Consider the following 17,416-nt stretch of genomic DNA (forward strand, 5'->3'; position numbering starts at 1 on the left):
AACCTACGTGAGCACCGGAAGGCCCGGCTGAATTCAATATTCGATGTCGATTAAGCTTCATGTGCTGCTTCGTGATTAAAAGATGACTTTTTGAACTACCTCTAATTAGGCACTGTTTTAAATTATATCATGATCTTATTGCCTAAGCTACCACCTCGGGCGTTATTGAGGTCAAACCTTAACCGATGCTCTCTCCTTCAACATGGCTTTCCGAAACATAGGAACCCTTGGTAAATTTCAAAAAAGAGCCTGAAATCGAAATGAATCGACTCAGGCTCTTCCAGCTCTAACGCTTAGAACGCTTAACAGCACACATGCGTGACACATACAGTATGTTCATGAAGGTTTCACTGAAGCTATAGATTAATCAATAATTTCAGCAGTGTCTCCGGTTTTGGCGCCAGCAGCGTTAGCTTCATCGGTATCGATGTGCATGTCGAGCGCAAAATTGTCGGATACGCGGGCAATGACGTTCTCCAGGACAAGACCGCGTTCGCCGCCTAAGCGTACCTTCAGCAGGTCCTTGTCTTTAATACCCCATTGATCCGCATCGGATGTATGGAAGTGAATATGACGAGCGGCTACGATGACACCTTCATCCACCGTTACTTCACCAGCCGGACCTTTAATCGTGATTCCCGGGGTTCCGGCGATGTTTCCGGATTCGCGTACAGGTGCTTTCACACCGATGGCGAAGGAATCCGTGCGGGAAATCTCCAGCTGGGTTGCAGGACGTGCAGGTCCCAAAATTCTTACTTTATCGAATTGTCCCTTCGTTCCAATGACCGCTACCGTTTCGTTGGCTGCGAATTGTCCTGGCTGGGACAATGGTTTGAACTCTGTCAGCTGATATCCAGGGCCGAACAATGCCTCAATATGCTCTTGGGTTAAATGAATATGGCGGGCGGATACACCCACAGGTACAGTTTTACTCATCTGTCTCACTCCTTGTTTTTCTCTATATGCTGTACATGCCATCACCTATTATACTCTCTATTACCCAAAAATAAAAAGGCAACCCGGGTGATTCAGGCGGCCTTCTTCCGTTTCACAAGCAATCTGCAACAGGATTGTCAAAGTTATCCTCGAATCATGGTCGTTATCCGAAAGGTTACTATGCTTGGGCTGACAATGAAGGTAAATTCTGCTCAAGAAAATGGATGGCATACTCCGACATCCAGCCCTTTACCATCGATTCAGGATAATGTTTAAGCAGCAGCTCCTGGAATTCCGGGTACCGGCCCGGATGCTCAAGCCCGGCGACCCATTGATCAATCCCGTCGAAGTCCGAACCAAACATGATGTGCTTTTCACCGCCCAGTTCACAAATCTTCTCGATATGCGGCAATACGTCCTCCGGCTGCACGCAATCTACTCCGCTGCGGATAAACCAGGGCACAAACGTGATTCCGATCATTCCGTTTAGCGCGATTAATGCCCGTATCTGCTCATCATTCAAATTCCGGGGATGCTGGCAGACGGAGTACGCATTGGAATGCGAGGCGATGATGGGCCCCTTGGTCAGCTCCGCGAGCTCCCAGAAGCCAGCTTGGGACAAATGAGACACATCCAGAATGATGCCCGTCGAATGGCATAACTCTACCAGTTGCCGTCCCCGTTCCGTGAATCCCCCATTTCGCTGCTCCATTGCTCCATCAGCAGCCCAGTTCGCATAATTCCAGGTAACCCCCATCAAACGCACGCCTATCTCAAACAAGAGCTGGACGTAATACAAATTTCCCTCCAGCCCGTCAACGCCTTCCAAGGACAGAACGCCAAACCGTCCATGCTGCCCTTGTCTGATCTCTTGAAGTTGCTCCCGCCAAAGCAGGGGCTTAAGGTGTCCCGGTTTAACGATGCGGCTGCGATATGTATCGAGTTGTGCCAGCACCCGTTCAAAGGATGGTCTCCCCCATTTCTCTGATAAAAAAACAGCGAACACCTGAAGGGTCAGATCGCCCTCCTCCATACGCCGCAGCGTTACATCCAAATGCGGGTCGTCCACAAAAGAGGCTTTGGGATCTTCCCACATTTTGCTCAAAACATCACAGTGAAAATCAACCGTCCGCATCGCGCCGCTCATCTCCCTTCTAATCTTGTCACAGCAAAAAGCCTGTTTACACCAAGTAGAGTAAACAGGCTAATACCTCAACATTCGAAATTTATCTAGGTTCTACGATCAATTTAATTGCCGTCCGGTCTTCGCCATCAATCACAATATCCGTAAAAGCAGGGATGCAAATCAAATCCACCCCGCTCGGTGCTACAAATCCCCGGGCAATCGCTACCGCTTTAATGGCCTGGTTCAGTGCTCCCGCCCCAATCGCTTGCAGTTCCGCTCCGCCCCGCTCCCTAAGAACTCCAGCGAGCGCCCCTGCAACTGAATTAGGATTGGATTTTGCTGAAACTTTTAATACTTCCATGGTAAGTACCTCCCCTGGGAATGTTGAGTGATGGTTTGCTTCCGCTTACTAGATGTTATTCGTGAGAGGGGAAAAAATTCCTGCTTTTTACCATCCGTTCCTAATTTAATTAAACGGATTCCGTCTTTTTTAATCCATCCGCCATTCGTCTTCGTACATGCGGATTTTCTGTATCTTCCGGGCTCTTCCCGTGTCCTCATCCATATCCACGCATACGGCATGGAACTGCCATTTGCCTTCGTCGACCTGGAAGCGGGCAGGAAGCTGAGTCTTGAACTTATACATCACCGCATCGCGCTGCATGCCGAGGATGCCTTCCTTGGAGCCTACCATGCCGGTATCCGTAATATAAGCTGTCCCTCCCGGCAGTATGGTATCGTCATTGCTTTGTACGTGGGTGTGCGTTCCGACCACCATCGAGGCGCGGCCTTCCAGATGCCATCCCATGGCAATCTTCTCCGACGTCGCCTCAGCATGGAAGTCCACCAGAATGCACTTCGTCTTCTGGCGAAGCTCATCCACAATGTCATCGGCTGCGCGAAACGGGCAATCGATGGCTGGCAGGAAGGTTCGTCCTTGTAAATTCACGATCGCCAGCTGTTTGCCGTTCGCTTTGATGATTGTGTATCCACGTCCCGGTGTGCCGGGCGGAAAATTTGCCGGACGAATCATGCGCGGTTCATCATCGATAAACTCAAAAATGTCCTTGTTATCCCACGTGTGGTTACCCAAGGTGATGCCATGAATGCCCCAATTGAAAAATTCATTAGCGATGGCCGAGGTAATGCCGCGTCCTGAAGCAGCATTCTCCCCATTGGCAATAATGATGTGCGGATTATATTTGGACTTCAGCTCCGGAAGAGAAGCCTTCAAAGCTTTACGCCCTGTACTGCCGACAATGTCTCCGATGAATAATACTTTGATGTCAATCACTCCTTCAGGGATGCTTGTCCTGATTCCCGGCAGGACCGTTCCCGATTCATAAATGTCCGAAACTGTATTTTCGGACTTGAAAGATAAAAAGTGGCCGGATTGCGGCCACTTTTTAAGGTCCAAACTCTATTTCGCGTAATCCACCGCTCGGGTTTCCCGGATGACGGTGACTTTGATATGACCCGGATAATCCAGTTCATTCTCAATTGTCTTGGTAATGTCACGTGCCAAGCGGAATGCCTCGGCATCGTCGATTTTCTCAGGCTGTACCATGACGCGAACTTCACGTCCCGCTTGAATGGCGTAGGATTTCTCAACGCCTTCAAAGGATTCGGAAATTTCTTCGAGCTTCTCAAGACGACGGATATACGTCTCAAGCGTCTCTCTGCGTGCTCCCGGTCTTGCAGCAGACAATGCGTCAGCTGCACCAACCAGCATGGCAATAACCGAAGTTGCTTCACAATCACCGTGATGAGAGGCAATGCTGTTGATAACCACCGGATGTTCCTTATACTTCTTCGCCAGCTCCACGCCGATTTCAACGTGCGATCCTTCCACTTCATGATCCAGCGCTTTACCGATGTCATGCAACAGTCCTGCCCGTTTCGCAAGCACGATGTCTTCGCCCAGTTCGCCGGCCATCAGGCCAGTCAAATAGGCCACTTCCATGGAGTGTTTCAACACATTTTGTCCATAGCTTGTACGGAATTTCAGTCGACCCAAAATTTTGATCAAATCTGGATGCAAACCGTGAACGCCAACCTCGAAAGTGGCTTGTTCTCCGTATTCGCGAATGCGTTCGTCCACTTCCTTGCGGGATTTCTCCACCATTTCTTCGATACGAGCCGGATGAATCCGTCCGTCCGCCACGAGCTTTTCCAAAGCTGTACGGGCAATTTCACGGCGAATCGGATCAAAACCGGAGAGAATAACAGCTTCCGGAGTATCATCGATAATAAGGTCAATCCCTGTAAGGGTTTCAAGCGCACGAATATTCCGGCCTTCACGACCGATAATCCGGCCCTTCATTTCTTCATTCGGCAAAGTGACAACAGATACCGTGGTCTCCGCGACGTGATCAGCCGCACAGCGCTGAATAGCCAGCGTGATGATCTCGCGTGATTTCTTATCTGCCTCTTCCTTCGCCTGCTGCTCGATTTCTTTAATCATCTGAGCGGTTTCATGACGAACTTCCTGCTCAACATTACTGAGAATAATGCTGCGGGCATCCTCCATCGTCAGGTTGGAGATGCGCTCCAGTTCCGTCGTTTGTTTCTTGTAAATGGCATCGATTTGCTGCTGTGTCTCTTCTATTCGTTTCTCTTTGTTCGCCACTTGTTCTTCTTTACGTTCCAAAGATTCTATTTTTTTATCCAGCGACTCTTCCTTTTGCAACAATCTGCGCTCCTGCCGTTGAATTTCATTCCGGCGCTCACGAGTGTCTTTTTCAGCTTCGGCTCTGATTTTATGAACTTCGTCTTTAGCTTCGAGAACCGTTTCTTTCTTCAATGCTTCTGCTTCCTTCTTCGCACTTTCTACGATCTGCAAAGCGGCATGCTCGGCACTGGAAATTTTAGCTTCTGCAAGGGATTTGCGAATAAAATAACCGAACCCAAAGAATATAGCGGCTACAACGAGAACGATTATGATCCACCAAATGGAATCCATCTGATCACCTCCTCGTTGGTTCCTCCAAGGCATTCCTTGGGAAATGTTCAATTGTCAGGTTACTCATTCATACATAAAATTTTCCGGCAGTGGAAGCTGCCGTCCATACTGCGCACGCCGTATCACGTACGCAAATCCCGCCTTAGCCAGCGGAATACATTTCACTATGAATTGGCGATTAAAGAATCTTTCACAAAGTAGTCACTTTTTTGGAAGGAAAAAGGATTCTAATTTATGATAAAAAGATTCATATTTATTTTAGTATTTATAAAAAGATATTGTCAAGGGAAAGCAATGGGTAAACGTCAGTTTCATCCAATGAAACCATTTCTTTCACGAAAAAGTACCCAAACTGCCCTTTATTCGAAATCTTCCAGCTCGTCGTCCCACTCGCTCTTTTCCTGATCCTCGTCAACCAGACGCTTGAGCACCTGACGCACCTGATCCCCGCCGAAGCCCCTACGCATTAAATATGCTCCCGTTTTACGTTTGCGATCCAGCATCTCTCCATGGGTTTGCTGCCATTTTTTCCGTCCTACGGCAAGCGCGCTCTCCAATTCGGCATCTGCACTGATCTCGCCCAAAGCCTCGGTGATCAGCTCCGTGCCGATTCCCTTTTGTCTCAGCTCCTGTTTGACCCACAGCCGCCCCTTCTTATGGCTTGTCATTCGCTGCTCTGTCCACATCTTGGCGTATAACGCGTCATCAATCAGCTTGTCCTTCTCCAATCGCTCCAGCGTCGTCTCTATGCAACTCGGCTCGAAACCTTTTTGCTGCAGACGCTGGGTGATCTCCTTGGCTGTTCTGGGTTTCCTGGCCAGATGATTCAGCGCATCGACATAAGCCCTCTGTCGTTCATCGGCCACGATAATTTCTTCAAGCTCTTCCTTGCGAAAAACATTCCCCTTGAACATCCGGTATTTCAGCATCACATCTTCATGAACGGTCATGAGGTACGGACCAAACGCGATTTGGTATCGGTGTTTGGGCTTTTTCAGCATTTCAACTGACGTTACAACCAAATCCTCATGGTCCGGAAAATGTCCTATACCTGATGCTTCTCCCTGCTCCGACATTTCCTTATTCTCTTCTTCCATGTGTCGCTCCTCTCACTACCGCATCATTTCTGAGTAAAATAATCAAGACTGCATCTGGAAGTCTGAATAAATGCAAAGAAGACCGTCTGGCGTTACAAACACCGGACGGTCCTCAAAACTGTAATCGATAACCAGCAATGTACTACTCTACTTTAAACAACTCTTGCTCTTCTATTTCCTCTTGTTCCTTATCCTTCTCGGAAGGCTCAGGAACAGCCGTGGTCAGATTGCTCGCTTCACGAATTTTGTTCTCGATAACACTAGCGATCTCCGGATTCTCTTTCAAGAATTGCTTCGCATTCTCACGTCCTTGGCCAAGACGGTCACCTGAATAAGAATACCATGCGCCGCTCTTATCCACGATATCGAGTTCCGTTCCGATATCGATCAGGCTTCCCTCTCTAGAGATGCCTTCACCGTACATAATATCAAGCTCAGCCTGTTTGAAAGGTGGCGCTACCTTGTTCTTAACAACCTTAATCCGTGTGCGGTTACCCACCACATCGTTCCCCATCTTGATGCTCTCAATTCGACGCACGTCCAAACGAACCGTCGAGTAGAACTTCAGAGCACGACCACCTGGAGTCGTCTCAGGGTTACCAAACATAACACCAACCTTCTCACGAAGCTGGTTGATAAAGATGGCAATTGTTTTCGATTTATTAATAGCACCCGACAATTTACGAAGAGCCTGGGACATCAGACGAGCTTGCAGACCCACGTGGGAGTCACCCATGTCGCCTTCAATTTCAGCTTTTGGTACCAGTGCAGCAACCGAGTCAATAACGATGATATCAACTGCACCACTGCGTACCAGAGCTTCCGCAATTTCCAGCGCCTGCTCACCCGTGTCCGGTTGGGAGAGCAGCAATTCATCAATATTAACGCCCAGTTTGCTTGCATACGATGGATCCAGAGCATGCTCGGCATCGATAAATGCAGCCTGTCCACCAGCCTTCTGAACTTCTGCAATCGCATGGAGGGCTACTGTTGTTTTACCGGAGGATTCCGGTCCATACACTTCAATAATCCGGCCTCTAGGCAAGCCGCCGGTTCCTAAAGCTATATCCAATGCCAACGATCCGCTCGGCACAATCTCTACTTGCATGTGGGTGGATTCACCCAGTTTCATAATGGAACCTTTTCCGAACTGTTTCTCTATCTGACGAAGCGCCATTTCCAGCGCAGCACGACGATCTGACAATTGTTCCACAACCCTTCACTGTTGATAGTCATATCATACCTTGTTTTGACACGTTTGCCAAGCTTTTTTTCGAACATACATTCGTTTTTTTTATTCAGCACCCCTTCCCGTATATGCTCCATGCCTTATGTATAAACAACAAGAACCGTGGCAACATCATACGATATGCCACGGTTCTTCCGTATTTCCCATTATACTTGGAACGGTTCGTTAATTCAAGAAGAGCTGCCAAGCAAGGTGTAAATTATTTACTTTTTTCGAACAGCGGATATCCCTGTTCTGCAACCCTAAGCCTGTTTGGAGGCAACAAGACGCTGCCAAAGCCGGTAGAGCAGGGCCTTCGTAGCTCGGAGCCGGATCGTTTCTCGGTTACCCTGAAGGTGCAGCTCGTGCACTTCCGTTTCTTTTCCCCGTTGAGACAATCCGACGTAAACAAGACCTATAGGCTTGCGTTCAGCATACCCTGGACCTGCCACGCCCGTTACCGATAAACCAAAGTCGCTGTCGGTTACCATCCGGACATGATCCGCAAGCGCTTCGGCAACCTCCGCACTGACGGCTCCCGGCGCATCATCCCCCTCAAGCAGCGCATGCGGGATATGCACAAGCTTCTCCTTGATCTGGTTGGTATAACAAATGATACCCCCAAGGAACATGGATGCGCTCCCGGGGATAGAGGTCAGCGTCTCCGCAACAAGACCTCCCGTGCAGCTCTCCGCAGCGCTCAGCGTCCAGCTATGATCCGCCATCATATCCACGATGACCTTCTCAATGGGCACATCCTCATTAGCATACATAAATTCCGGGCCTCTCTCCTGGATCCGGGCTTCCAGTTCATTCAGCCGAACCATGGCCTCAGCCTCGCTGGCTGCCTTCGTGGAGATTCGGACGGTGACCTCCCCCTCCTTGGCATACAACGCAATCGTCGGATCGGTCTGGGCCGTAATCAGGTCCTCCAGGCGCTTATCAAGCGCGGACTCCCCAATGCCTGCGAATTTGAGCATCTTCGAATAGATGGGAAGCTCTCCCGTAAGCACATGCTGCAGAAGCCAAGGCTTGGCCTCCTGCTCAAACATCGGTATCAGCTCTTTCGGCGGTCCCGGCAACACAATGTAATGAGTCCCTTCATTGGATACCGCATTCCCGACGGCAAGGCCTGTTTCGTTCGGAAGCGGAGTCCCTCCCTCGATGGCCAGGGCCTGGCGCCGATTGTTCTCGGTCATTACGGATCCCCGTTCATGGAAGAAGCGTTCAATCCGATCCATAGCCATCCGATCAATATGCAATGAACGATTTAGAAAAGATGCGAGCGCATCCTTTGTCAGGTCATCCTGTGTGGGGCCCAGACCACCGGACAGAAGAACGATATCGGCTCTGCTGCTGGACAGCCGCAAGGCCTCCTTGAGCCTCTCCATGTTATCCCCGACAACGGTTTGATAGTATACATCGATTCCCATTGAAGCAAGCTGCCTGGACAAATACTGTGCATTGGTATTCACAATCTGTCCAAGAAGAAGTTCGGTTCCAACTGCAATGATTTCTGCTTTCATGATTCGTCCATCCTCCTGTGTCTGCTATCTCTTCACAAATACTCGCTTTCACTATGTTCTTACCCTGCGGAAGAAAAAAGCAATAGGATAGCTCCTATTGCCGTTATGCCCCGGTACCTTTGAGAAGGTGCCTGTTCTGGACAAAATATTCGATTCCCGAATAGATCGTAATCATCGCGGCAGCCCAGATTGCAATGACATCAAACGGAATTCCCAAGAATACAAACGGGAAATTATTGATCAGAAGCGCAACAATCGCCACAATCTGAATCACCGTCTTGATTTTCCCCGATTGACCTGCTGCAACGACGGAACCTTCCAGGAGTGCAATTTGTCTCAAGCCTGTAACCGCGAATTCTCTGCTGATGATGACTACAGCAATCCAGGATTCGCATTTGCCCATCTCCACAAGCGATATGAGGATGGCTGCCACCAGCAGTTTGTCCGCGAGCGGATCCAGAAGTTTACCCAGGTTCGTCACCATATTGTTTTTCCGGGCCAAATACCCGTCAATCCCATCCGTACTTGCTGCAAGTATGAATATCAATGCTGCAATCAATTGGTTGTAGGGAAGGACAAAATCATTCCACACAATAGGAGCCGGATAAAAATCAAAATCCACCAGCAGAAAAATCATCATGACAGGGATCAAGCAAATGCGGGCCAACGTGATACGATTGGGTAAATTCATGGGGCAACCTCCCTTGCAACGGGTTGTCTTGAAATTTTCGCAGACCCCGCGACTGTTATCCATCTGTACTTCAATAGGGTCGCTCTTCCCAAGAGCCTAAAGGGTTCGAAGCGTGAAGCGCTGTCTGTCATATTCATCCCCCAGTAATCTATGTATACGTTAATCCTTATATATCGTTTTTTAGTATAATATTTCCGTCGACGCCCTGTCAAAAGAAACAAACATGTCCATCCAATCCCATATGAGCCTGTGGCGGCGTTTATTTAAAATTCGTGAATTGCAGGTCCAGAGAAAGATCCGCTTTGCGAAGCAGCTGCATGATCTGCTGAAGATCATCTTTGCTTTTTCCGGTTACCCGAATTTGGTCACCTTGAATCTGACTCTTGACCTTCAGCTTGGAATCACGGATCAATATGTTGATCTTTTTCGAATTTTCCTGATCGATTCCTTGCTTTAAGGTCAGACGCTGGCGAACGGTACCCATGGAAGCCGGCTCGATCTTGCCGTACTCCACATTTTTCAGCGACAAGCCCCGTTTCACCATCTTGGTTTGCAAAATATCAATAACGGCGTTGAGTTTGTACTCGTCATCGGATGCAATGACCAGTGCGTCCTTGTCCAGCTTCAAGCTGCTCTTGCTGCCCTTGAAGTCAAAACGGTTCTCGATCTCCCGCTCCGCCTGATTAACCGCATTGCTAAGTTCCTGCATATCCATTTTGGATACGATATCAAATGAGTTTTCTGAAGCCATGGTGAATCCTTCCTTTCATTTGGCGATAATGCTTCTATTATAGGTAAAACCATGAGCCAAGTCTAATCCTGTACGAGATCAGCAGGATAAATGTGAACGAAAAAGACTCCGCTTATCGCCAACATCCGGCGAAAACGAAGCCTGCTCCGTCAACTGCTAGCTTTCTCATCATGCACCGGACGGCGGAACATGCTCAGTATACCGAGTAAAATATGTGCCAGTCCAAAGCCTAGTATGCCATATCCCCAATCACTTGGAATCAAATAGTAGCCCAAGAGGCTGACGATAACGCCTAATCCGAATATAATCCAGTTGACCGTCACGAAAGCATCACCTCTTCCAGGAAGTGAAATAACAGCATGCAGCTGCATGCTGTTATGATGGCCTGGAGGACAGGCAATTATTCGATATCTGTGGCATCCGATGTACCTGTGGTATCTGTGGTAGTACCTGTGGCATCCGTAGTACCCGTGTTGTCCATCGTGCTTGCGGAACCATCGGCCGGCTCCAGCAAGATACGCGACGTTGATTTTCCATCCGTTACGGGCTGGCCGCCAACCGTAATGGTGGTTGCAGCGGAATTCCCTGATTTCACGTAAAGTCCCTGGCTATCCAGGTCAAAGCTGAGAGAATCACCATTCTCAAGCATTTGGAAAGCCAGCTTCTCCCCGGAGGTATTGTAGCCACGATACACTTCTACCCAGCTCTTTCCGTCGCTCGTTGCCACAATCTCAACCTTCACAGACGAGCCTGTTACCTTAAATACGGTGTTCTTGCCTTCCGTCCGGTCCTGCGTCACCGTAGTTTCTCCAGGCGTTGTATTTCCTGGTTCATCGATGTCCGTGCCATCTGTTCCGTCTGTTGCGTCTGTTCCTTCACCGTCTGTACCTTCGTTACCATTACCGGTATCATCCGTGGCGTTGTCCCCGCCCTGCGCGCCGTCACCTGGCGTGGCGGGATCCGTATTGCCCGGGTCTTCCGGCTTTTGCGCTTGATCCGTCTGTGTCTGATCATTATTGCTTACCGGAGGTTCATCCTTAGGCTCATTCGAATTGATTGCCACCAAATAAATGACAACAACGATCAGAATCGGGAATGTCCACATCAGTAATGTAGGCAGCCATTTCATGTTCCGTTCGGCTGAAGGTCTGGCGGCACGTTTTTGAATAACCGGTTCCATCGTCGCTTCCGGTTCGGATTTAGGCACATCCTGTTTATGGCCTTCAAGCAGTTCGTCCGGGTCAATCCCCACCGCTTCCGCATAGGTTTTGATGAATGCCCGCACGTAAAAACTGCCGGGAAGTACTTTGTAATCCCCTGCCTCGATGGCTTCCAAGTATCGCTTGCGTATTTTTGTCATTTCCTGCACATCATCAAGGCTCATCCCTTTTTGTAGACGCGCCTCCCTTAATTGCTGTCCCAGTTCGGACATGCCATCACCTCCTACTTTAGAAATTCGTGGTCAAAGTCAAAAACAATATTATAAATCGTCACTATAAGAGCCCGTGAACGTATCATAAACGATTTCCTCTTCCGGATTGTTTCGCAATTCGATTATAATGTCAAAATCCTCATAGGAATATTCGGATTCGCGAACAAAAATATCCGGATGCTCGATCACCTTCGTGCTCTCCATTCCCATGATATCCTGCAGGAGCTGATAGTGACGTTCGTTGGATCGAATCGTGCTCACAATGCCGTCAATGATAAAAACATTGTTCGAATTCATCTCGTCCTCGGAGAGTTGACTGCGAATGGTTTGACGGAGCAGCGTAGAAGAAACAAAGGTCCAGCGCTTCATCGCGCAGACGCTGCCGGCGATAATGGACTCGGTTTTGCCGACGCGGGGCATTCCGCGAAGACCGATAACTTGATTACCCTCCCTTTTGAACAATTCACCCAAAAAATCAACAAGTAAACCGAGCTCATCACGCGTAAAACGGAACGTTTTACGATCATCCGAGTCCCGGTCAATATATCGTCCATGTCGGACAGCCAAAATATCGACCAGTTTCGGGGGTCTCAAGGCTGTTACCGTAATATTTTTCATTTTGTTTAACATTTTGCCCATCAGGATAATTTTTTCTTCATCATCCGTTTCCAGCAGCATTCCGCGAGTTTGGCCTTCAACGCCGTTAATGGTCAGTATGTTTACTTCGAGCATACCTAACACGGATGCAATATCGCCGAGCAAACCAGGCCGGTTCTTATGTATCTTGTATTCCATGTACCATTGATTCGATTCCACAAAGACACCTCTTTGCACTTCTTTTCCATCAATATTCGACAAATTCCAGCGAAAATTGCACGCAAAAACAGGTCAAATGAAAAATGGGTCACGTTAATGATATATAAAATAAAAATGAAAGGCAAGTATTAACGATGACATGAAAATTACATTCTTTTTTCTTGACAAAAAGCCCCCGTTCGCGGGGGGCTTTTTGCAAGAGGGTTATGCGTTGTTCTTGGCCAGTTTCACCATCAGACGCGCGATAACGTGGCGTTCTTCCTCGTTACCTACATCCCACAATTCTTTCAGTGCCCGGTTGGATGAGTTTTGCGGATCAACCTTCTCATCGAGGAAATCACCGATCTCATAAGCCAGCTGAGAAATGGTGTCTTCACTCATACCCGCTTTCTCGGCTTGAACGACGCGCTCGCCCAGGAATTTCTTCCAGGAATCAAAGTTTTTGATTACGGATGACATGAATTAAATCCTCCTTTTGCATGGTGGCAATTCAGATTTAAAGTAACAATAGTAATATGTCCCCGTAACCAATACCTTATGAGTGGTGAATTGCACCACGAATGACGATCAGGTCACCCAACCGCCATTCGGGCTGATCACCTGCCCGGTAATGTAGCTCGACTCGGGCAGCGCCAGAAAATACACCAGTGATGAAATCTCATCCGGCTGCGCCAATCTGCCGACCGGAATTTCATCCTCCAGCATGCGGATCTCATCCGATTCCAGATGCCCCAGCATGGACGTATCGACCGCGCCGGGCGCAACGGCGTTCACCGTCACGCCTGATGGGGCAAGCTCCTTCGCAAGGGCCTTCGTAAAGGCGTTAACGCCGCCCTTGCTTGTTGAATACAATACCTCGCAGGAGGCACCCGATAATCCCCAGATCGAGGACACATTGATGATCCTGCCAAATCGCTGGGAGATCATACGTCCCATAAACGCCTGGGAACACAGAAACATCCCTCTCAGGTTAATGGACATCAAAGTGTCCCACTCTTCTTCCGTCACGTCAGACAGAAGCCCGTAATGGGATACCCCGGCGTTGTTTACCAGGATATCTGGCTCCATATCATGACTCTGAAGCTTCTCTTTCATGCGCAATATTTGCTCTTTGTCGCGAAGGTCCGCGGATACGGTTAATACCTTAGCACCATAGGCCATACAGCGGCGGGCAACTTCATTGGCCGCTTCATGCGAATTCATGTAATGGATAACCACATTCATGCGTACCGAAGCAAAACGCTCGGCAACAGCCGCTCCAATACCTCTGCTGGCACCCGTGATCAGTACCGTCATTTCCCCGATCGGTTTCAATTCTCTTCCCATGTCTTGCTTCATTACGGACTCACAACGATCGATACGGCCAATTGATCCCAATCGATATGCTCCTGCAGACGGCGGTTTACATCATCTATGGTAATGGATTCATAAACCGGTAGAACCTTGAAGAAATCGGCCCCGCGGAACTGATAGCGAGTGAATTCATGAGCAATATTTTCAGGGGAATTAAGCATGCGCAAGTATCCGCCCATTTTCTTCTTGCGGGCACGTTCAAAGTCGGATGCCTGAAATCCGGTTGCCTTTAGCTTATCCACCTCAGTGCGGATGCGCGCCAGAAGTTGGTCCGGATCCTTCGTATCTCCGCCAACCGCAGAGAACGCATACTGGGGTGAGCTGTTATATTCATGGCCGAAGCTGTCGGATATCAAATCCTCGTCATACAGCTGCTGATACAATTCCGTACTGGATCCGAACAGGAGGTCCATCATCAGCTTCGTCGTCAAATCTCGGTGCAGCTGCTCCTCGGCCGTTAAACCGACCTGCTTCTCCTTGAAGCCGAACAGGCATTTCGGCAGCGATACGGCCAGCCGGCTCTCTCGCCGCTTCTCTTCAACTCCCTGCGGCTCCGGATCGAATAAACGCTCGATGGAGCCTTGCTTCTCATACGATTTCCCGGCTTGATTCGAACGGATCAGGTTCATCGTTTCAACAGGATCTACGCCGCCCACCACGAACAGCAGCATGTTGCTCGGATGATAAAAGGCATTGTAGCACGTGTACAGATCTTCCTTCGTAATCGTTCCGATGGATTCCACCGTACCGGCAATATCGATGTGCACCGGGTGCACCTTGTACATCGCTTCGATAAGACCGAAGTATACGCGCCAGTCCGGATTGTCCTGATACATGTTGATTTCCTGCCCGATAATCCCCTTTTCCTTCTCTACGTTCTGATCGGTAAAGTAAGGATTCTGCACGAAATTGATCAGCGTCTCCAAATTTTCATGGATGTTCTCCGTGGCAGAAAAAAGATACACCGTTTGGTCAAAACTGGTAAAGGCATTCGCCGAGGCGCCGTTCGAGGCAAACTTGGCAAAAATATCGCCTTCCGGCTCCTCAAACATTTTGTGCTCAAGAAAATGCGCAATGCCATCAGGAACGCGAGTTTCGGACTCGCCTTCAACCTTGAAATGGTTATCCACCGAACCATATTTGGTTGCAAAGGTCGCATAGGTTTTCTGGAAGCCGGGTTTAGGCAGCACATACACGTGCAGACCGTTATCCATCACTTCGTAATACAGCGTTTCCTGCAGGTTGTCATAATGAATGCTCTCCACCGGCTATTCCTCCTTTTGACCTTTCAGGAAATAGATCGTATCCAGCGAAAATGCCGAAGCCGCTTGCTTCACATCATCCACTGTAATGCCTTCCACCTGCTGCAGCAGCTCATCCGGCGTACGTTCCCGGCCCGACAGCGTGCGGTTGAAATCATACGCAATCATCTCAAAGGCCGAATCCTGCATTTCCTTAATGACGTTGCGGATCATGGCTTTCGTTTGGGTCATTTCGATATCCGTAATGGCACCCTTGGCCATGTCATCGAGCTGCTGTTGAATAATTTTGACAGCCTTCTCGAAATTTTGAACCTCGATGCCGGACTGGATGGTTGCAATTCCTTTATGGCTGTCATATCGGGACGACGCGTAATACGCCAGGCTTTCCTTCTCCCTCACGTTAACGAACAGCTTTGAATGCGGGTAACCGCCCAAAATCCCGTTATACAAAAGAGCGGCGGCATACTCATCATCTCCGTAAGTAATGGTGCTTCTCAGACCCATGTTGAGCTTGCCTTGATTAATGTCCAGCTTCTCCACGACCGTCTGCGTCCCGCTCGCTGCCGTTCGCGTGGAGGAAGGAACATAATCCTTGCTTGCTGTTCTGTTCAGTTTAAAATGCTCCTCTACGAGCTTCTTCACCTCATCCAAACTCGTATCGCCAACCACATACAGATCCAGAACGGATTCATTAAGCCAGTTCTGATAGGACTCATACAAGCCTTCCGGCGTGATACCGTCAAGATCCTTCCGTTCTCCTAACGGATGCAGCCGATACGGTTCGTTCTTGCACATAACCTCGATGCAGCGCTCCGCAGCGTAACGAATCTTATCATTGACGATGGACTCCAGCTTCTTGCGAACCGTGTCTCTCTCGGTCTGTACATAAGATTTGCGGAATGCTCCATTCTCTAACACGGGCTGGGTGAAAGCTTCGCCCAAAAAAGCAAATGAAGAGCGCAGCAGGCTCTCCGGACTCTTAACAAAAGAGTCATTGATCGTATCCATGCGAAAGTGCACGATCTGATAATCGCCGCGCTTATACACATCAAATCCAAATCCAGCGCCGTACAGCTGCTCCAGCTGTTCTCGGAAAGCTCGCGTTTCCGGATAGGAAAACGTCCCTCTGCGCAGCACAAAAGGTGTAAGCGCGGTCGAGGTCACGGTTTCTTCTGCTAACGGACTTCCGGCGTAAAGCGATATCGCAAATGTCTTGAATCGGTTGGTCGGTAATACGTGAATCCGAATTCCTCCGACTGTACCGTGTTCAAATTCCGTTTTCGTCAAGGTCCATATCCCCTTACATCATGGATTGTCGTTGCCAAAATTTACTTCATAGATAACTTTCATTCTAACCCATTGCAAAGTGAAGAAGCAACCGAAGACAGGCCCCGGTTGCTGTTGTTTACGGCTTACATACAGAATATATGTTGACCGATGGTTTTGACTTGAGGGCGGGTCCAAATCCATGGCGAGGTGGCCGTTTTCGGATTGAAATAGTACAGGCAGCCTCCTGTCGGATCCCAGCCGCTCAGCGCCTGCTGTACTGCTTTCTTCGCCTGCTCGTTCGGTTCAAGCCATATTTGACCGTCGGCTACCGCGGTAAAGGCTCTCGGCTCAAATATAACCCCATGCGGCGTATTCGGGAAGCTTGGTGATTTTACCCGGTTGAGAATAACCGCCGCTACGGCAACCTGGCCTTCGAACGGCTCTCCTCGAGCTTCGCCATATACGGCATTCGCCATGATTCTCAAATCGTTCTCTGAAAGGCCCATTGAATCAGATGAGGCTAAGTTGTTATTGCCACTTTCATTGTTTGCTGAACCGCCACCTCCACCAGCCGCTGCACCGCCTCCACCTTCATGAGCCTTCGGAGCGGTCGGACGGAAATCCTTGGTTGCATTATACAGTTTAAGCTTGACCTTCGGTCCTACGATACCGTCTACCTTCATGCCAAACTCCGATTGGAACCATTTAACGGCTCCTTGGGTTTTGGAGCCAAATACGCTGTCAATTTTCCCGTGATAAAAGCCCAGGTGTTTCAGACGGCCTTGCAGCTCATACACATCTTCGCCGGTAGAACCAAATTTGATGGTCTGCTGGCTAAAGGTTGGCAAAGCTTCCTGAAGATTCGAATGATCTGTTTCCAGGCCTCCCTGAGCGAAGACAACGGCAGACAACAGAATCGCAATGCTTATTAGAATCCAGATTCTTGAGTTTTTCATGCTGCGCTCTA

The 17,416-nt window shown here is 49.0% G+C and carries 18 protein-coding genes; all 18 read right to left on the reverse strand.

All coding sequences use genetic code 11. The annotated features are described in order from the left end of the window. Window positions 1-363: 363 nt before the first annotated feature. Complete coding sequence (gene pduL, locus ACQKPA_RS01760; protein ID WP_427488892.1) at window positions 364-936, reverse strand: phosphate propanoyltransferase; 573 nt, start codon at window positions 934-936, stop codon at window positions 364-366. Window positions 937-1,114: 178 nt separating this feature from the next. Next, window positions 1,115-2,071 (reverse strand): dipeptidase, encoded by a 957-nt coding sequence (locus ACQKPA_RS01765; RefSeq protein ID WP_427488894.1) that lies wholly within the window; start codon window positions 2,069-2,071, stop codon window positions 1,115-1,117. Window positions 2,072-2,162: 91 nt separating this feature from the next. Next, on the reverse strand, window positions 2,163-2,423 hold the full coding sequence (locus ACQKPA_RS01770) for a stage V sporulation protein S (RefSeq protein WP_006211249.1): 261 nt from the start codon (window positions 2,421-2,423) through the stop codon (window positions 2,163-2,165). A 129-nt stretch (window positions 2,424-2,552) separates the two neighbouring features. Next, window positions 2,553-3,356 carry a TIGR00282 family metallophosphoesterase gene (locus tag ACQKPA_RS01775; protein ID WP_113058861.1) on the reverse strand — a complete coding sequence of 268 codons (804 nt, stop codon included), beginning with the start codon at window positions 3,354-3,356 and terminating at the stop codon, window positions 2,553-2,555. Between the two features lie 126 nt (window positions 3,357-3,482). Next, window positions 3,483-5,024 (reverse strand): ribonuclease Y, encoded by a 1,542-nt coding sequence (rny, locus tag ACQKPA_RS01780; protein ID WP_071220152.1) that lies wholly within the window; start codon window positions 5,022-5,024, stop codon window positions 3,483-3,485. 359 nt (window positions 5,025-5,383) lie between these two features. After that, the gene (locus ACQKPA_RS01785) at window positions 5,384-6,121 is read right to left on the reverse strand and encodes a regulatory protein RecX (protein WP_427488897.1); all 738 of its coding nucleotides are present in this window, start codon (window positions 6,119-6,121) and stop codon (window positions 5,384-5,386) included. Window positions 6,122-6,263: 142 nt separating this feature from the next. Further along, window positions 6,264-7,325 (reverse strand): recombinase RecA, encoded by a 1,062-nt coding sequence (gene recA, locus ACQKPA_RS01790; protein WP_071220150.1) that lies wholly within the window; start codon window positions 7,323-7,325, stop codon window positions 6,264-6,266. Between the two features lie 287 nt (window positions 7,326-7,612). Continuing rightward, on the reverse strand, window positions 7,613-8,875 hold the full coding sequence (locus ACQKPA_RS01795; RefSeq protein ID WP_427488899.1) for a competence/damage-inducible protein A: 1,263 nt from the start codon (window positions 8,873-8,875) through the stop codon (window positions 7,613-7,615). A gap of 103 nt (window positions 8,876-8,978) precedes the next feature. Continuing rightward, entirely contained in the window at window positions 8,979-9,566 is a 588-nt protein-coding gene (pgsA, locus tag ACQKPA_RS01800; RefSeq protein WP_113058685.1) for a CDP-diacylglycerol--glycerol-3-phosphate 3-phosphatidyltransferase, read from the reverse strand. 259 nt (window positions 9,567-9,825) lie between these two features. Continuing rightward, window positions 9,826-10,317, reverse strand: coding sequence for a YajQ family cyclic di-GMP-binding protein (locus ACQKPA_RS01805; RefSeq protein ID WP_071220147.1), 492 nt, complete (start codon window positions 10,315-10,317; stop codon window positions 9,826-9,828). Window positions 10,318-10,466: 149 nt separating this feature from the next. Further along, window positions 10,467-10,640 carry a DUF4175 domain-containing protein gene (locus tag ACQKPA_RS01810; RefSeq protein WP_146746999.1) on the reverse strand — a complete coding sequence of 58 codons (174 nt, stop codon included), beginning with the start codon at window positions 10,638-10,640 and terminating at the stop codon, window positions 10,467-10,469. 77 nt (window positions 10,641-10,717) lie between these two features. After that, on the reverse strand, window positions 10,718-11,749 hold the full coding sequence (locus tag ACQKPA_RS01815) for a helix-turn-helix domain-containing protein (protein ID WP_427488902.1): 1,032 nt from the start codon (window positions 11,747-11,749) through the stop codon (window positions 10,718-10,720). 48 nt (window positions 11,750-11,797) lie between these two features. Continuing rightward, the gene (locus tag ACQKPA_RS01820) at window positions 11,798-12,565 is read right to left on the reverse strand and encodes a DUF3388 domain-containing protein (RefSeq protein WP_113058682.1); all 768 of its coding nucleotides are present in this window, start codon (window positions 12,563-12,565) and stop codon (window positions 11,798-11,800) included. 204 nt (window positions 12,566-12,769) lie between these two features. Continuing rightward, on the reverse strand, window positions 12,770-13,024 hold the full coding sequence (locus ACQKPA_RS01825; protein ID WP_009589302.1) for a DUF3243 domain-containing protein: 255 nt from the start codon (window positions 13,022-13,024) through the stop codon (window positions 12,770-12,772). A 108-nt stretch (window positions 13,025-13,132) separates the two neighbouring features. After that, window positions 13,133-13,903 carry an elongation factor P 5-aminopentanone reductase gene (gene ymfI, locus ACQKPA_RS01830; RefSeq protein ID WP_427490227.1) on the reverse strand — a complete coding sequence of 257 codons (771 nt, stop codon included), beginning with the start codon at window positions 13,901-13,903 and terminating at the stop codon, window positions 13,133-13,135. Further along, window positions 13,903-15,183, reverse strand: coding sequence for an EF-P 5-aminopentanol modification-associated protein YfmH (gene yfmH / locus ACQKPA_RS01835; protein WP_427488905.1), 1,281 nt, complete (start codon window positions 15,181-15,183; stop codon window positions 13,903-13,905). Before yfmH ends, ymfI begins: the two co-directional genes overlap by 1 nt. A 3-nt stretch (window positions 15,184-15,186) precedes the next feature. Continuing rightward, window positions 15,187-16,467 (reverse strand): EF-P 5-aminopentanol modification-associated protein YfmF, encoded by a 1,281-nt coding sequence (yfmF, locus tag ACQKPA_RS01840; protein ID WP_427488907.1) that lies wholly within the window; start codon window positions 16,465-16,467, stop codon window positions 15,187-15,189. Window positions 16,468-16,592: 125 nt separating this feature from the next. Beyond that, window positions 16,593-17,405, reverse strand: coding sequence for a spore cortex-lytic enzyme (gene sleB, locus ACQKPA_RS01845; RefSeq protein ID WP_427488909.1), 813 nt, complete (start codon window positions 17,403-17,405; stop codon window positions 16,593-16,595). Window positions 17,406-17,416 lie beyond the last annotated feature (11 nt).

Origin of the sequence: Paenibacillus sp. NPDC093718, from assembly GCF_050279985.1 — a bacterium.
Taxonomy (GTDB): Bacteria; Bacillota; Bacilli; order Paenibacillales; family Paenibacillaceae; genus Paenibacillus_AQ.